Below are 14232 nucleotides of genomic sequence, written 5' to 3' on the forward strand. Positions count from 1 at the left end.
CCGGCCCCGAGAACGACGGACCCGCGCAGATGCCGGCAGGCGACGACGTCGCGCTGGCCGCGATCCAGCACGGCCGCGTCGAGCAGGTGGACCTGCAGCTCGAGATGCAGCGGTCGTACCTGGACTACGCGATGAGCGTCATCGTCGGCCGGGCGCTGCCCGACGTGCGCGACGGCCTCAAGCCGGTGCACCGCCGCGTGCTCTACGCGATGTACGACGGCGGCTACCGGCCCGACCGCGCGTTCTCCAAGTGCTCCCGCGTCGTCGGCGACGTCATGGGCAAGTTCCACCCCCACGGCGACACGGCGATCTACGACACGCTGGTCCGCCTCGTCCAGGACTGGGTGCTGCGGTACCCGCTGGTCGCGGGTCAGGGGAACTTCGGCTCGCCCGGCAACGACCCGGCGGCCGCCCCGCGGTACACCGAGTGCCGGATGGCGCCCCTGGCGCTCGAGATGGTCCGGGACATCGACAAGGACACCGTCGACTTCCAGGACAACTACGACGGCCGGACGCAGGAGCCCGTCGTCCTGCCGTCCCGCATCCCGAACCTCCTGGTCAACGGCTCGGCGGGCATCGCCGTCGGCATGGCCACGAACATCCCGCCGCACAACCTGCGGGAGGTCGCCGAGGGTGTCCGGTGGCACCTGGCCAACCCGGACGCCTCCAAGGAGGAGCTGCTCGCCGCGCTCATGCAGCGCATCAAGGGGCCGGACTTCCCCTCGGGCGCGCAGATCCTGGGCACCAAGGGCATCGAGGAGGCCTACCGGACGGGCCGCGGGTCGATCACGATGCGCGCCGTGGTCAACGTCGAGGAGATCCAGAACCGGATCTGCCTGGTGATCACCGAGCTGCCCTACATGGTCAACCCGGACAACCTGGCCACCAAGATCGCCGACCTGGTCAACGACGGGAAGATCGCCGGCATCGCCGACATCCGGGACGAGACCTCCGGCCGCACCGGTCAGCGCCTGGTCATCGTCCTCAAGCGCGACGCCGTCGCCAAGGTCGTGCTGAACAACCTGTACAAGCACACCCAGCTGCAGGACAACTTCAGCGCGAACATGCTCGCGCTCGTCGACGAGGTGCCCCGCACGCTCAGCCTCGACGCGTTCGTGCGCCACTGGACGCAGCACCAGATCGAGGTCGTGCGCCGCCGCACCGCCTACCTGCTGCGCGAGGCGCAGGACAAGATTCACATCTACGAGGGCTACCTGCGCGCCCTCGACGCGCTCGACGCCGTCATCGCCCTCATCCGCCGCTCCCCCGACGCCGACCAGGCACGGTCCGGCCTCACGGAGCTGCTCGGGATCGACGAGACGCAGGCCAACGCGATCCTCGCGCTGCAGCTCCGCCGTCTGGCGGCGCTGGAGCGGCAGCAGATCCTCGACGAGCACGCCAAGCTCAAGGCGGAGATCCTCGAGTACGAGGACATCCTCGCCAAGCCGGCCCGTCAGCGGGAGATCGTCGCGACCGAGCTGGACGAGGTGACCGAGCGGTGGGGCGACGAGCGCCGCACCACGATCCTCCCCTACGACGGCGACATGTCGATCGAGGACCTCATCCCCGAGGAGGACGTGGTCGTCACGATCACGCACGGCGGGTACGCCAAGCGCACGCGCACCGACTCCTACCGTGCCCAGCGCCGTGGCGGGAAGGGTGTCCGGGGCGCCACGCTGCGCCAGGACGACATCGTCGACCACTTCTTCGTGACCACGACCCACCACTGGCTGCTGTTCTTCACCGACGCCGGCCGGGTCTACCGCGTCAAGGGCTACGAGCTGCCCGAGCAGGCGCGGGACGCGAAGGGCCAGCACGTCGCGAACCTGCTGGCGATGCAGCCCGACGAGAAGATCGCCCAGGTGCTGGCCGTCCGGGACTACGACGCGGCGGAGTACCTCGTGCTCGCTACGCGTCGCGGGCTGGTCAAGAAGACGCGCCTGAGCGACTACGACTCCCCGCGCAGCGGTGGCCTCATCGCCATCAACCTGCGCCAGGACGACGACGGCACCCCGGACGAGCTCGTGGCCGCACGCCTGGTGAACGCCGACGACGAGCTCATCCTCGTCTCGCGCAAGGGGCAGTCGATCCGGTTCCCGGCCGACGACGACACGCTCCGCCCTATGGGTCGCGCGACGTCCGGCGTGACCGGCATGAAGTTCCGCGAGGACGACGAGCTGCTCAACGCCGACGTCGTCACGCCGGGCACCGACCTGTTCGTGGTCACGGAGGGCGGGTTCGCGAAGCGCACCCGGATCGACGACTACCGCCTCCAGGGTCGCAACGGCTACGGCATCAAGGTGGCGAACCTCGTCGAGGCGCGGGGCGACCTCGTGGGCGCTCTCGTCACGGACGCGGACACCGAGGTCCTGGTCATCATGGAGCGTGGCAAGATCGTCCGGTCGCGGGTGGACGAGGTGAACCTGACGGGTCGGACGACCCAGGGCGTCACCTTCGCCAAGCCGGACAAGAAGGACCGGATCATCGCGGTCGCCCGGAACGTCGAGCGTCGCGAGGACGAGGTGTCGGTTAGCGTGGAGGAGCAGGCCGCTGACGGCGGCCCGGTCGGGGCCGCCGAGGCGACCGCGCCCGAGCAGGACGAGACCGGGGACGGGAACATCTGATGGCCAGCGACAAGAACGCGGGGCAGGCAGGGACGACGACGGCGGAGGCTGTGGACTCGACGCAGCAGATGTCGCCCGTGCCGGCAGCCCCGACCACGTCGGGCGAGGACCGCGTCCCGGCGCCGAGCAACGGCAGCACGTCCGCCGCGGCGAAGGTCGACGCGAAGCCCACCGGCGAGCCCGTGGGTGAGGTGAGCGTGGCCGAGCCGGCCTCCTCGACGTCGGGCACCACGACGGGCACGACGTCGAAGCCCGCGCCGGCGGACACCACGCGGGCGGAAGGAACCTCGGCGGAGCCGGCGCCCACGAACGGTTCCGCCGTGAAGGACGGTGCCGTCAAGGCAGCGGCGGCGGCCCTCGCGGCGGCGCGCAACGCGGCCAAGAAGGTGCAGTCGGCGGCGTCCTCGAGCACCGGTGCTGAACCGCCGGACGCGGCGTCCTCGGGCTCGCAGAGCGCTCCCCCGCCGCCGCCCTCGACGGGGACGACGCAGAGCGCCTCACGGCCGGAGATGCACTACTCCGCCGGGGGCGTGCACGGTGCGGCGCAGCCTGAGGCGTCGCCGGCGGGTGCGCAGTACGGGGGCGCGCAGTACGGCGCCGCCACCGGTGCGCAGCCCACCCTGCAGTCGGCGGCCAGCCCGAGCGAGGGTCTGGGCAGCCCGCGTCGGGTCCGCCTGTCCGTGTCGCGGATCGACCCCTGGTCGATCATGAAGCTCGCGTTCCTGCTGTCGGTCGCGATCGGGATCATGATCGTCGTCGCGACCGGTGTCGTCTGGTACTCCCTGAACTCCCTCGGGACGTTCGCGACGATCCAGGAGTTCCTCATCGAGACGATGGGGCCGCAGACGATCAACATCACGCAGTTCGTCGAGTTCGAGCGCATGATCTCGCTCTCGACGCTCATCGCGCTGGTCAACATGGTGCTGTTCACGGCGATCGCCACCATCATGGCGATCCTCTACAACATCACCGCGGCGCTGGTCGGCGGCGTGCACCTGACCCTCACCGACGACTGAGGCGGGACGCACCCGGCGCGACGGACGTCACACCGCGGCGACCGCCCGCGGTTTGGGACCGGAGCGCCGGGTACGGTAGTGTTCCGTGCTGCACGCGTTCATCGGACACGTGCGGAGGGGCTATAGCTCAGACGGTTAGAGCGCTTCCCTGATAAGGAAGAGGTCGGAGGTTCAAGTCCTCCTAGCCCCACTCCCTGGCAGACGCGGAGGTCCAGCATGAAGAAGCTGTTCGTGATCCTGCTCGCCGCCCTGGCCGGGTACGTCGTCTGGCGGCGCCTGTCGGCAGACGCCGCCGACCGCGACCTCTGGACCGAGGTCACCGACTCCCTCGACTGACCCCCCCGGGGCCATGGCGCAATTGGTAGCGCACCTGCTTTGCAAGCAGGGGGTTAGGGGTTCGAGTCCCCTTGGCTCCACCCGAGAAAGGCCGCTGACCGACGGGTCAGCGGCCTTTCGTCGTCGGAGGGCCCCCTGCTACGGGGTGTGGATGTCAGGCCAGGGGTAGCTGCTCACCTCGCTGCCGATGTGGAAGCTGGGGTGCGGCGGCTGGTTGTAGCCCGTGTTCTGCCAGGCGATCGCCACGCGGTACTGCGGATCGTGCATGAGAGTGGGGATCCGCAGGTCCGTCTCGTACGGCGTGGAGTAAATCCGGAGCGCTGACGAGTCGTCGGTCCGCCAGACGACCTCTTCGCGCCAGTCGCCGAAGAGGTCACCGGAGAGCGCCGGGTTCGACTTCGTGCCGTTGTTCGTGCTGACGCCGGAGGCGGTCAGCAGGCGTCCGTCGTCGTAGTCGTCGACGTGGGTGCCGTCGAGCAGCTCGCGCTCCCCGTCGTCGTCCCACCACGCCAGGAAGTTCGCCGAGCTCGGCTTGGCCCCGACGGTGTCCCCTGAGGCGTTGCGCAGGCCGGACACGTTGGACGACCAGTACTCGGCGCCCGGGTTGGCGGTGGTGACGTTCGCGGCCACGCCACGGCCGTTGTCGCCGTCCGGGCTGGTCTGGAACAGCACCGTGCCGTCCGAGCCGAGGAGGCTGGAGGACGGGGCGCTGCTGCTCTCGTGCGGCATGTACACCTCCTGCCCGGGGCGGCCGGGCACGAGGTCGGAGACGTGGAGCGCGTCGCCGTGGCCCATGCGGGAGTTCCACAGCGGGTTGCCGTCGGACCCGATCGCCATCGCGCCGTAGACGACGTCCTGGCGACCGTCGCCGTCGAGGTCCGCGATCGAGAGGCTGTGGGCGCCCTGGCCGCGGTACTGCGAGCCCCTTTCGTCCGAGTCGAAGACCCACCGGGTGGTCAGGTCCTGCCCGTCGAAGTCGACCGCCCAGATGACCGAGCGGGTGTAGTAGCCGCGCGCGAAGACCATGGACGGGCTGGTGCCGTCCAGGTACGCGGTCCCGGCCAGGAACCGGTCGACCCGGTTGCCGTAGCTGTCGCCCCAGCTCGAGACGTCGCCGCGCGGCGGCTGGTAGTCGACGGTGTCGACCGCGGTGCCGGTACGGCCGTCGAAGATGGTCAGGAACTCGGGCCCCGACAGGACGTAGCCGCCCGCGTTGCGGTGGTCGGCGCCGGCGTTCCCGATGACCCTCCCCTGGCCGTCGCGCGTCCCGTCGGCCGTCTTCATGGCGATCTCGGCGTCGCCGTCGCCGTCGTAGTCGTAGACCTGGAACTGGGTGTAGTGGGCGCCCGAGCGGATGTTGCGGCCCAGGTCGATCCGCCAGAGGCGGCTGCCCTCCAACGTGTACGCGTCGATGATCGTGTTGTCGGTGTACCCGGACTGGGAGTTGTCCTTGGCGTTGTCCGGATACCACTTGACGACGTACTCGTAGTCGCCGTCACCGTCCAGGTCGCCGACGCTGGCGTCGTTGGCCGTGTAGCTGCTCCCCGGCCGGTCGATCGGGACGTCGAGGAACCCGCCCGAGCCGAACCGCGCCTCCACGCCTGACCGGGCACCCTCGGTGCCGCCGGTCACCGCGGCGACCGAGTAGTCGGAGCCCGACGACCCCCCGGTGTCCCGATAGTTCGTGGCGCCGGTGAGCGGAGAGGAGTTGAGCCGCTGGCCGTCGCGGTAGACGTTGAAGGCCACGTCCGGGTCGTCGGTGCCGAGCAGGCGCCAGCTCACGAGGTTGCCGCCGCTCGCCGGCCGGACGCTGACACCCCGGGTCAGGGCCTCGACCTCGTAGGCGCCGTCGCCACCGCCGTCCGGGGAGCCGCCGGGGGTGACGTCCAGGTAGTCGATGTTCGCCAGGCCGTCCGGGCCGGTCGCCTGCAGGCGGACGGTGTTGACGCCCGCGTCCAGCTCGACGGTGACGCGCTCGGTCGCCCAGGTCGTCCACGCGCCGGTGGCGGAGAACTGCGCGGTCCGCACGGACGTCCCGTTGACGACGACCTCACCGGGCCGGCTGCTCGAACCGGCGTGGGCGTAGCCGACGTCGAGAGTCGTCGTCCCCGCCGCGGCGGCGTCGACCGAGAACTCGACCCCGGCGCCGACGGCGTTGTCGGTGTTGCAGAAGCCGGTGCCCGAGTGCCCGGCGTGGTTGGCCTCGACGAGGCCTTCGCAGAGTGCCGGGGCGTCCTCCGCCTCGTGTCGAGACGGTGTGGGGGCGGCGGTGACCTCGGCCTCGACGTAGTCGATGTTGGCGAGCCCGCCGGCGCTGGTCGCGGCCAGGCGGATCGTGGTCGCGCCGCCGGTGACGGGAACGGTGACGGTGCTGGTGGTCCAGGCGTCCCATGCTCCGGTCGGGCCCAGCGCGACGGTGCCGACCGTCTCGCCGTCGACGACGACGTCGGCCGGCCGGTCGGTCGTGCCCCCGTTGGCGTACCGGATGCCGAGGGTGGCGGTGCCGCCGGATCCGGCGTCGATCGTGACGACGAGCGTGGCACCGACGGCGTTGTCGGAGTTGCAGAAGCCGGTGCCGGAGTGCCCGGCGTGGTTGGCGTCGACCGTCCCGGCACACACGGCCGGGGCGGCCTCGGCCTCGTAGCGGACCGGGTCCGCGTGGGCGGTGGTCAGCGTGCCGACGCTCGTCGCGGCGAACGCGACGCCGGAGAGCGCGGCGACGAGGACGGCTCTGGTTGTTCTTCGCCTGGACATTGCTTCACTCCTTCGTGAAAGGGCGCGGCCGCGGCGTTGCGACCGGAGGGCTGGCGACCGATTGAATCGATCCAGCCGACGCCTCACGATGCTAGGGCAGGCGCTTTCCGATCGGTAGCGGTGGGTAGCCTCCTAAACGGTTCGGACCTCGCTCGCCCCGGCAGCACGAGAGCCCCCGTCCTGGTCAGGATGGGGGCTCTCGTCGTTCCGGACGGGCGGTCTACTTCGTGCCGTCGTTCTTCGGGTCGGTGGCCTCGTCGGCTGCCTCCACAGCCTCGTCGGCCTTCTGCTGGGCGGCGTCCGTCGCCTTCTTCGCGCCGTCCGCGGCGTCGTCCACCGCGTCCTTGGTCGCGTCGGCCGCGGACTTGCGAGCCCTGGAGGTCCGGGCAGCCGTCTTCTCCTTGGCGTCCTCCGTGGCCTGGGCGGCCCGGCTCGAGAGCTTCTCCGTGGCCTCCTTGCCCTTGGCCACGGCCGCACCGGCGGCCTCGCCCACGGCCTCGGCCGCGTCGCCGACCACGTGCCGCGCGTCGCGCGCCACGCCGTCGAAGTCGGGTGCGGTGGACTGCTCCCAGGGCTCGGCCCACGGGTCGTTCTGCGGCTGCGCCCGGCGGTAGAACGCGTAGCCGGCGGCGGCGGCACCGCCGGCGACCAGCGTCCAGACGAACGTCTTGCGCCGCCGGGACCTGCGCTGGGCCTTGCGTGCCGACTTCTCGGCGGCCTTGGCGGCCTTCTTGGCGGCCTTCGCCGCCTCCTCGGTCGTCAGCGCCGCCTTCTTGGCGGCATCGTTGAACACTTCGACGAGCTTGGGCAGGTACTCGTCCACGATCTTGTCGTGGGCGCTGTCGACGAGCGGGCCGGTCCTGCCGGCGGCCTGCTCGACACGCGGCGCGGCGGCCTGAACACTTTCGCTCCACGCCTGCTCGACGCGTGGCCGGAGCCACTCGACGAACGAGTCCACACGCGGGGAGGCCCAGTCCCGGGCCTGCCCTGCGGCGTCCTTGGCGCTGTCCGCGGCACGGGAGCCCGCGCCGACGAGCGCGGCCGTGACCTCCGCGGCGGAGTCCTTGACCTTGGCGGAGTCGATCTTCGGGGTCTGCACCATGCGACCACTGTGCCACTCGTCGCGCCGGGTCGCACCGCTACACGCCCGGTGGCGTCCATCCGGGTCGCCGGTGAGAGGATGGGGCCATGTTCGCAACTCTCCACACCTCTGCCGGTGACATCCGCCTCGAGCTGTTCCCGAACCACGCGCCGAAGACGGTCGCGAACTTCGTCGGGCTGGCCCAGGGCACCAAGACCTGGACAGACCCGCGCACGGGCGCCGAGCGCAACGACCCGCTCTACGACGGCGTCATCTTCCACCGGGTGATCGACAACTTCATGATCCAGGGCGGCGACCCGCTGGGCACCGGCACCGGCGGCCCCGGCTACACGTTCGACGACGAGATCCACCCGGAGCTCGCGTTCGACGAGAAGTACCTCCTCGCCATGGCGAACGCCGGCAAGCGGCGCAACCCCGTGACCGGTGAGGCCGAGGGCACCAACGGCTCGCAGTTCTTCATCACCACGACGGCCACGTCCTGGCTGAACGGCAAGCACACGATCTTCGGCAAGGTCGCCGACGACGAGTCGCGCGCCGTCGTCGACGCCATCGGTTCGACCAAGGTGCGCCCCGGAGACCGCCCGGTCGAGGACATCGTCCTCGAGCGCGTCACGATCGAGGACTGAGGAGCCCCGCCATCAGCACCCCGCAGCAGCCGCCCGCGGGCCGGCCGGGCGAGGCTCCGCCGGTCTGCCCGCGGCACCCCGACCGGGTCGCGTACGTGCGCTGCCAGCGCTGCGGGCGACCGACGTGCCCGGAGTGCCAGCGCCCCGCGCCCGTCGGTGTGCAGTGCGTCGACTGCGTGGCGCAGGCGGCGAAGGCCTCCCGCAGCGCCCGGACCGTCTTCGGGGGGACGGTCCGCGGCGGGCGCCCGGTCGTCACGCTGACGATCATCGGCCTGTGCGTGGTGAGCTGGGTCCTCCAGCTCGCGACGGGGGGCGCCTGGACGCAGCAGTGGGCGTTCGCGCCCGTGGTCGGCGACGAGGAGCCGTGGCGCTTCCTCACGGCGGCGTTCCTGCACTCCACCAGCCCGCTGCACATCCTGTTCAACATGTACGCGCTGTGGCTGGTGGGACCGTTCCTCGAGCAGGCGTTCGGGCGAGGCCGGTTCATCGCTCTCTACCTGCTCGCAGCCGTCGGCGGGTCGGTCGGCGTGCTGCTGCTGGCCGACCCGCTGAGCATGAGCTGGCTCACCCCGGTGGTGGGCGCCTCGGGTGCCGTGTTCGGCCTCTTCGGCGCCATCATCCCCGTGCTGCGCCGTATGGGACGCAACGCCGGGCAGATCGTGGTGCTGATCGCCATCAACATGGCGCTGCCGTTCTTCATGGCCAACATCGCCTGGGAGGCGCACGTCGGCGGCCTCGTCGTCGGGCTCGTCATCGGCGCCGGCTACGCCGCCGCACCGCGGGAGCGTCAGAAGCTCGTGGGCTGGGCGCTGCCCACCGCCGTCGGCGTCGTCCTCGTCGCCCTCACGGTGTGGAAGTACTCGACCGCGGTGTCCCTGCCGATGCTCTGACGGCGGACGCCGTACGAGTTATCCCCAGAGATATGCACAGGTGTGGAATCACACCGGTGGGACTTGTACAGCCCAGGTCACTTCCAGCGTGTGGTCAGGGAGAACCCGGCGATGATGAGGACGAACCCGACCAGGAGGTTCCAGTTGCCGAGCTGCGGGACGGGCAGCCCGAGGTTCTGGCTCGTCAGGTAGTAGATGACGATCCACGCGAGCCCGGCGAGCATCAGTCCGAGCATCGTGGGCACGAGCCAGCGGGGGTTGGCCGACGACTTCGGGACCGCGGGGTCGGACTTCTTCTTCTCGGGCTTCGACTCGGCCACGGGGCTGACTCCTGTGAGGGTGTTTTGCGACGTTCGAGAGGGATTCTCGACCGCCGACGACGGGTTTTTCGTCTAGCGTAGTGGCCAGCCGCACCAGCACCAGAACCGGCACCATGAGAGAGGAGGCCCGCGATGTCACCACGGATCCGCTCCGCGATCTCCGTCGCGGGCGTGCTCGCCCTCTCCGGCGTGCTCTTCACCGCCAGCGCCCAGCTCGCCGGCGACCAGGACACCCGGCACCGCGACGACCTGGCCTCCGTGATCGCCGCGGAATCCGCGCGCGTCGAGGAGCTGAGCGAGCAGGCGAACCTCCTGGACGACGAGGTCGACCAGCTCGGCGACGCCGTCGACGTCGACGTCCCGCGGCGTGACCCCGCGCTGCGCGCCCAGGAGGCGGTCGTCTCCGGCGCCTGGCCGGTGGCGGGCGGCGGGCTGAGCGTCGCGCTCGAGGACGCGCCGATCTCCGCGCTCGACAACCCGCAGGTGCGGCCCGACGACCTGGTGGTGCACCAGCAGGACGTGCAGCACGTCATCAACGCCCTCTGGGCCGGGGGCGCCGAGGCGATGACGCTGCAGGGCGAGCGTGTCACGTCCACGAGCGCGTTCCGGTGCTCGGGCAACATCCTGCTGCTGCACGGCAAGGTCTTCTCCCCGCCGTACGTCATCGAGGCGATCGGCGACCCCGACCAGCTGCAGGCGGCGCTCGACGCATCCCCCGGGATCGGGGTGTACAAGCAGTACGTGGACTGGATCGGGCTCGGCTACGACGTCCAGCAGCACGACGGCCTGGAGATGCCCGCGTACACCGGGGGTGAGGGGCTGCAGCACGCCACGGTGCCCGAGGGCACGGACGTGTTCTCGTGAGGCATGCGCGGGGGCACCGGGGCGGTGCGCTCAGCGCGGCGGTCGGCGTCGTCGGTGAGCTGCTCATCACCGCCGGGGTGTTCCTCGGGCTGTTCGTGGTGTGGCAGCTGTGGTGGACGGACGTCCAGGCCGAACGGGTCCACACCCAGGTGCTCGCCGACCTCGACTGGCCCGAGCCTCCCCCGCTCGAGGTCGACGACGGACCGGCGATCGCGAGCGAGCACCGCGGCGAGCCGCCCGTCCTGGACGAGCCCGCGGACGAGACCGTGTTCGCCGAGCTCTACGTGCCCCGCTGGGGCGACGACTACGTGACCCCGGTCGCCCAGGGTGTGGACAAGGCGCGGGTGCTCGACCGGCTCGGTGCCGGCCACTACCCGGGGACGGCGATGCCCGGCGACCTCGGCAACTTCGCCACGGCCGGCCACCGCACCACCTACGGCAAGCCGTACCACCAGGTCGCGGACCTCCAGGAGGGCGACCCGCTCGTGTTCCGCACCGAGGACACCTGGTACGTGTACCGGAAGACGACGCACGAGATCGTGTGGCCGCACGAGGTGGACGTCATCGCGCCCGTGCCCGGCCTGCAGGCGGGCGACCCGGTGCCCGAGCTGACCGAGCGCTTGCTGACGCTGACCGCGTGCCACCCCATGTACTCCGCCGCCCAGCGGTACATCGTCCACGGCGAGCTGGACTACTGGGCCCCCGTCGAGGAGGGCACACCCATCGAGCTCATCGAGGCCGGCGTGCAGGTGCGCGGCGTCGAGGACGGGGAGGCGTGATGTACGGAGCGTTGTGGCGTATCCTCCCTGGACCCGCATGGTTCCGGGTGCTGGTGCTGCTCGTGGCGTTCGTGGCCCTCGTCTGGGTCTGCTTCGAGTGGGTCTTCCCCTGGCTCTCCACCTACGTCCCCATCAACGACAACACCGTCGAGGCACACCCATGACCTCCATCCTCGTCGTCGACAACTACGACTCCTTCGTCTACACGATCGTCGGCTACCTCGACCAGCTCGGGGCCCGCACCACCGTCGTGCGCAACGACGCCGTGCCGGAGCCCGATGCGGACGGTCGCTTCTGGCACGACGACGGCACGCCCTTCGACGGCGTCCTCGTCTCGCCGGGACCGGGCACGCCCAAGCACGCGGGCTCGTCGGAGGACGTCATCCGTGCCTGCGCCCGGTCGGAGACGCCGATGCTGGGCGTCTGCCTGGGGCACCAGGCCCTGGCCGAGGTGTACGGGGCGACGGTGTCGCACGCCGCCGAGCTCATGCACGGCAAGACGAGCGAGGTGGAGCACCAGGGCGTCGGCGTGCTGGACGGGCTGGGTTCACCCTTCACGGCGACGCGCTACCACTCCCTCGCCGTGGAGCCGCACACCGTGCCCGCCGAGCTCGAGGTCACCTGCACCACGGCCGGTGGCGTCATCATGGGCGTGCAGCACCGCGACCTGCCGCTGCACGGCGTGCAGTTCCACCCGGAGTCGGTGCTGACCGAGGGCGGTCACCGCCTGCTGGCCAACTGGCTCGCGGTGTGCGGCGACCCGGCGGCCGTGGAACGGTCCGCCGGGATGGCGCCGCTCGTCCACCAGGGCTGAGCGGCGCCGTCCGCGGCGTGCGGCAGGGCGTCAGCCCTCGTCGCCGGGCGTCTCCCCGTCGCCGCCCAGGCCGAGGCCGGGGCCGTCGTCCTCCGGCGGTGCCGGGGTCGCCTCACCGGCGCTGCAGTCCTGGCCCTCGGCACCCGTCGAGACGATGATCGTCACGTCGGACCCGATCTCCAGCTCGGTCCCGGCCGGCGGGTCCTGCCGCGCCACGAAGCCCGGGCAGTACTCCTCCGACGACTCGGTCCGCTGGACCGCGGTGAGGTTGGCCTGCCCGCCCAGCGCGGACTCGGCGTCCTCGGCGCTCATCCCCTCGACGTTCGGCACCTGCACCATCTCGGCCTCGGGCTCCTCGCCGATCGTGAGCTCGACGGTGGTGTCCTGGTCCACGGTGCCGCCCTCGGGCGACTGGTTGACGACCTTGCCGACGTCGTTGGTGTCCTGCACGGGCTCGCTGCTGATGCGGACGTTGAGGCCCAGGTCCTCGAGCGCGGCCTCGGCGTCCTCCTGGTCCTGCCCGATGAGGTCGGGCAGCTCGACCTGGCCGTTGGACCAGACGATGTCCACGGTGTCGCCCGGGTTGACGGCATTGCCGGGTGCGGGGTCGGTCGAGATGACGTCCCCCTCGTCCACGCTCGAGCTGGCCTGCTCCTCACGTTCGCCGACCTCCAGGCCGGCGTCCGTGATCTGCTGCTCGGCCTCCTCGAGGCTCCGGCCGGTGACATCGGGCATCGAGAAGGTCTCCGGCCCGCCGGAGAAGTAGACGAGCACGGTCGAGCCCTCCGCGACCTGCTCGCCGCTGGCCGGGTCGGAGCGGGTCAGGGTGTTCTCGGGCTCGTCGGACTCGTCGTCGACGCGCTCGGAGTACACGAGCCCTGCCCCCTCCACGAGCCGCTGCGCCTCCGTCGGGCTCATGTTGGCCGTCAGCTCGGGCACCGCGACGAGGTCCGGTTCGTCCTCACCGCTGGTGAGCCAGAAGAACAGGATCGCGGCGAGAGCCAGCACGCCGACGCCGATCAGCGTCCACATGAGCCACTTGCGGTTGCCCTCGTCCTCCTCCTCGCCGGGCGGGACGGCTGTGCCGACGGCGGTCTGGTCGGCCGGCAGGCCGGTCTGGCCCCAGGGCGACGGGTCGCCGGCGGGCGACATCACCTGCGTGCCCTGCGGGTCCCCGAGCACCTGGGTGGCACCGTAGGCGGCGGCCGCACCGGCCGCTGCGGCGCCGAGCGCCGGGGCCATGATGTTGCCGCCGCGCACGGCCGACTCGAGGTCGGAGCGGAACTCGCCGGCCGACGAGTAGCGGTCGTTGCGGTCCTTGGCCAGGGAGCTGAGGACGATGCGGTCCAGCACCTCGGGCACGTCGTTGGCGATCTCGCTGGGGCGCTGGGGCTGCTGGCCCACGTGCTGGTAGGCGAGCGCCACGGGCGAGTCCCCCACGAACGGCGGGCGCCCGGTGAGCAGCTCGAACAGGACGCACCCGGTGGAGTAGAGGTCGCTGCGGGCGTCGACCTGCTCGCCGCGCGCCTGCTCGGGCGACAGGTACTGGGCGGTGCCGATGACGGCCTGGCCCTGCGTCATGGTCGCGGCGGAGTCGGCCATCGCCCGCGCGATGCCGAAGTCCATCACCTTGACGGCACCCGTCGGCGTGATCATCACGTTGGCGGGCTTGATGTCGCGGTGCACGATCCCGGCGTGGTGCGAGTACTCGAGCGCGCTGAGGATCCCCACCGTGATCTCGACGGCCTCCTCGATGGGCACCGCGGCGCCGTCGGCGAGGATGTCGCGGACCGTGTGGCCCTCCACGTACTCCATGACGATGAACGGGATGTGGACCTGCTGCCCCGAGGCGTCGGTGGAGGTGTCCTCGCCCGTGTCGTACACCGCGACGATCGCCGGGTGGTTGAGCGCGGCGGCCGACTGCGCCTCACGGCGGAACCGGGCGAGGAACGAGGGGTCGCGTGCGAGGTCGGACCGCAGCACCTTGATCGCGACGGTGCGACCGAGGCGAGTGTCATGGCCGATGTGCACCTCGGCCATGCCACCGCGGCCGATGAGCTCACCGACCTCGTACCGGCCCGCGAGTACTCGGGGCGTGTTGTCCACC

At 71.2% G+C, this 14232-nt stretch carries 13 protein-coding genes and 2 tRNA genes; 11 read left to right on the forward strand and 4 right to left on the reverse strand.

The window, feature by feature from the left end; translation table 11 throughout:
- The first annotated feature begins 29 nt into the window (after positions 1-29).
- The 5 genes from gyrA (at position 30) to MWU57_RS03230 (ending at position 4056) form a co-directional block, all read left to right on the forward strand.
- The gene (gyrA, locus tag MWU57_RS03210) at positions 30-2624 is read left to right on the forward strand and encodes a DNA gyrase subunit A (protein WP_246907318.1); all 2595 of its coding nucleotides are present in this window, start codon (positions 30-32) and stop codon (positions 2622-2624) included.
- A complete protein-coding gene (locus MWU57_RS03215) occupies positions 2624-3640 on the forward strand; it encodes a DUF3566 domain-containing protein (RefSeq protein ID WP_246907220.1) in 1017 nt (338 codons plus the stop codon). The genes gyrA and MWU57_RS03215 overlap by 1 nt, the downstream gene beginning before the upstream one ends.
- Positions 3641-3756: 116 nt before the next feature.
- Positions 3757-3830, forward strand: a tRNA-Ile gene (locus tag MWU57_RS03220).
- A 26-nt stretch (positions 3831-3856) separates the two neighbouring features.
- Positions 3857-3976: a DLW-39 family protein gene (locus MWU57_RS03225; protein WP_219885641.1), complete on the forward strand. Its 120-nt coding sequence runs from the start codon at positions 3857-3859 to the stop codon at positions 3974-3976.
- 7 nt (positions 3977-3983) lie between these two features.
- Positions 3984-4056: transfer RNA gene (locus tag MWU57_RS03230), tRNA-Ala, on the forward strand.
- A gap of 58 nt (positions 4057-4114) precedes the next feature.
- Here MWU57_RS03230 and MWU57_RS03235 read toward each other — a convergent pair.
- Together MWU57_RS03235 and MWU57_RS03240 are read right to left on the reverse strand one after the other, a co-directional pair.
- The gene (locus MWU57_RS03235) at positions 4115-6730 is read right to left on the reverse strand and encodes a carbohydrate-binding protein (RefSeq protein WP_246907221.1); all 2616 of its coding nucleotides are present in this window, start codon (positions 6728-6730) and stop codon (positions 4115-4117) included.
- 220 nt (positions 6731-6950) lie between these two features.
- Entirely contained in the window at positions 6951-7832 is an 882-nt protein-coding gene (locus MWU57_RS03240) for a hypothetical protein (protein WP_246907222.1), read from the reverse strand.
- A gap of 86 nt (positions 7833-7918) precedes the next feature.
- On the opposite strand from MWU57_RS03240, the gene MWU57_RS03245 reads away from it, so the two are divergent.
- Together MWU57_RS03245 and MWU57_RS03250 are read left to right on the forward strand one after the other, a co-directional pair.
- A complete protein-coding gene (locus MWU57_RS03245; RefSeq protein ID WP_246907223.1) occupies positions 7919-8458 on the forward strand; it encodes a peptidylprolyl isomerase in 540 nt (179 codons plus the stop codon).
- Positions 8459-8634: 176 nt separating this feature from the next.
- Positions 8635-9348: a rhomboid family intramembrane serine protease gene (locus MWU57_RS03250; RefSeq protein WP_308221131.1), complete on the forward strand. Its 714-nt coding sequence runs from the start codon at positions 8635-8637 to the stop codon at positions 9346-9348.
- Between the two features lie 77 nt (positions 9349-9425).
- On the opposite strand, the gene MWU57_RS03255 is transcribed toward MWU57_RS03250, so the two are convergent.
- The gene (locus MWU57_RS03255) at positions 9426-9668 is read right to left on the reverse strand and encodes a cell division protein CrgA (protein ID WP_106265762.1); all 243 of its coding nucleotides are present in this window, start codon (positions 9666-9668) and stop codon (positions 9426-9428) included.
- A gap of 132 nt (positions 9669-9800) precedes the next feature.
- On the opposite strand from MWU57_RS03255, the gene MWU57_RS03260 reads away from it, so the two are divergent.
- From MWU57_RS03260 to MWU57_RS03275, 4 genes are read left to right on the forward strand one after another with little or no spacing between them, the layout of a single operon-like run.
- Positions 9801-10532 carry a DUF881 domain-containing protein gene (locus MWU57_RS03260; protein ID WP_106265760.1) on the forward strand — a complete coding sequence of 244 codons (732 nt, stop codon included), beginning with the start codon at positions 9801-9803 and terminating at the stop codon, positions 10530-10532.
- Entirely contained in the window at positions 10529-11311 is a 783-nt protein-coding gene (locus MWU57_RS03265; RefSeq protein WP_246907225.1) for a class E sortase, read from the forward strand. The genes MWU57_RS03260 and MWU57_RS03265 overlap by 4 nt, the downstream gene beginning before the upstream one ends.
- A complete protein-coding gene (locus tag MWU57_RS03270) occupies positions 11311-11475 on the forward strand; it encodes a hypothetical protein (RefSeq protein ID WP_165799904.1) in 165 nt (54 codons plus the stop codon). The genes MWU57_RS03265 and MWU57_RS03270 overlap by 1 nt, the downstream gene beginning before the upstream one ends.
- Positions 11472-12125, forward strand: coding sequence for an aminodeoxychorismate/anthranilate synthase component II (locus MWU57_RS03275; protein ID WP_106265756.1), 654 nt, complete (start codon positions 11472-11474; stop codon positions 12123-12125). The genes MWU57_RS03270 and MWU57_RS03275 overlap by 4 nt, the downstream gene beginning before the upstream one ends.
- 30 nt (positions 12126-12155) lie before the next feature.
- On the opposite strand, the gene pknB is transcribed toward MWU57_RS03275, so the two are convergent.
- On the reverse strand, positions 12156-14231 hold the full coding sequence (gene pknB / locus MWU57_RS03280; RefSeq protein ID WP_246907226.1) for a Stk1 family PASTA domain-containing Ser/Thr kinase: 2076 nt from the start codon (positions 14229-14231) through the stop codon (positions 12156-12158).
- Position 14232: the final 1 nt, after the last annotated feature.

Source organism: Isoptericola sp. S6320L (assembly GCF_023015685.1).
GTDB classification, from domain to species: Bacteria; Actinomycetota; Actinomycetes; order Actinomycetales; family Cellulomonadaceae; genus Isoptericola; species Isoptericola halotolerans_A.